The organism is Holospora curviuscula, from assembly GCF_002930195.1.
In the GTDB taxonomy this organism is placed as follows: Bacteria; Pseudomonadota; Alphaproteobacteria; order Holosporales; family Holosporaceae; genus Holospora; species Holospora curviuscula.
The window spans coordinates 69,826-71,751 of sequence record NZ_PHHC01000079.1 but is presented as its reverse complement, the minus strand read 5'-3'; the positions used below and the strand labels follow the sequence as shown (position 1 = coordinate 71,751).

At 38.0% G+C, this 1,926-nt stretch carries 1 pseudogene; it reads left to right on the top strand.

Going from position 1 to position 1,926, the window contains the following annotated elements:
- Positions 1–500 precede the first annotated feature (500 nt).
- Positions 501–1,289: pseudogene (locus tag HCUR_RS02680) on the top strand (IS5 family transposase).
- Positions 1,290–1,926 lie beyond the last annotated feature (637 nt).

Here is a 1,926-nt window from a genome sequence, read left to right as displayed (position 1 = left end):
CACCCCAGTGGATAGATTTTATGGTGAAAAGATAAAAATTTTATAATGTAGATCTTATATAAAAATAAATTTTAATTATCTCTGTTTATTTACTTTAATAAGTTTTAACACTTTTTTTTGTTGTACCCTAAGAGCAGCTGCATAAAAATACAGTTTTGTTTTCAGAAAAATTTTTGCTTTCTCGCGCATACTTTCCCCTTTTATCAGAACGTATAAAACAAAAAGATTAGCACACAATAGAACCAGTCCCGCAACCCGTTGTTCTACCCTATTTAGGATTTTTTAGTGACGGTTAGTGGAATAAACGCTTTGGTTCATGAAGCAGACCTCTCATAATCTTTGGATAATCTTCTAAAATGACCTAACCAAGCCAATGAATGCTCTACAAGTCATCATTGACTTTAATCCCTTTAGGGTGTTCTGCATGGTGTACACTAGACCTCTTGAGAAACTAGATTAAATTTAAAGTTTGATGTAAACGCTCTATAGAAGGATCTGTCATGAAGTACGAAACCATAAAAAATATAGAAGACGAACAATTTTATCGTTTAACAGGCGTTAAAAGATCACCTTTTGAAAAGATGCTTGATATTTTGAGAAAAGTTGAAGGCCTTAAGAAAGCGAAAGGCGGTGGAAAGAACACGCTTATTTTAGAGGATCGCCTTCTTAGGGCTCTTGAGTACATCCGGGAATACCCGTACTTATTTCCATATAAGTCAAAGCTATGGGGAAATGGATAGAAAGAACGCGTATCAAGCACTCTGATTTTGCTTTGCCAGGTAAGAAAGCGCTTTTGAAACGTGATATGAATGATGAAGGGGTGTTAATAGATGCAACAGAACCCCCAATAAAGCGCCCAAAAAAAGACAAAAGCATACTACTCAGGGAAAAAGAAAAAACACCCCTTAAACACTCAAGGTGTAGTAACTCAAGAAGGTATATGCACGGCTTTTTCAAAGGGCAAGCGTCATGATTTCAGGGTTTTTAAGGAATCAAAAACTCATATTCATCCTAAAATTAAGGGTATTACGGATACAAAATATCACGGCTTGAAAACACTCCATAGTAGAACTGACATTCCAAAAAAGAAGGGTAAGAAAAATCCGCTAACGCAAGAAGAAAAAAGAAAAAATAGAAAACTTTCCAGTGAGCGGGTAATGAATGAAAATGGTATTGGGATGCTCAAACGCTTCAAGATCATCTCTGATACATACAGAAACAGGCGTAACAGATTTGGGCTGAGATTCACGCTCATTGCAGGGGTCTATACCATGGAATTAGAACAATGAGAGTTTCCGAAGGGGTCTATTGCTAAGCTAAGCCTCTGACGTATGAAGATAAACCCACTGATTTAGATCACCTTGATCGCTTTGATGGGCTAAAATCTTCACCAGCCTTGCAAATTTTTTCTTCAAGCCACAGGAGACTCTTTTGGCACACGTCCTATCACGAGGTCTAGCGCTGTGCGCATCACCATTTAGCCGATAGCCTAAGGTGTCTACCCTTAGATATCGTTTTTTATCCGCCCCTTTCTTACCTCCATCATACCTTTTCTCTTTAGTGTTTAAAAGATCGTGGGTTCACGCTCTGGCTATAGATGATTCTTATGCTAGAACTTTTTTCTTTTTCCATCTTTATTCTAACGCTATCTTTAAGTTTATCCATGAATTCTTGAATGATTGCTCTATGCTTTATCCTGTTCAAGGTATTCAATACTCTCTTTCCTGGCCTACACGCTTTAGGGAGATCCCTCCAAAATAGCCATTTCGTGATATAAACTATGCCGTTCTATACCCCCCTAGCATCGTTTAGGCGGCAGCCTTCTTTGCTTTCCCTTGTAAGCGTGTTGATCTCTTCTTCTATAACTTGCCACGCTTCGTCTTTTAGATTACGTGTATAGCGTTTTGCTCTATCTCACCTCTCTTT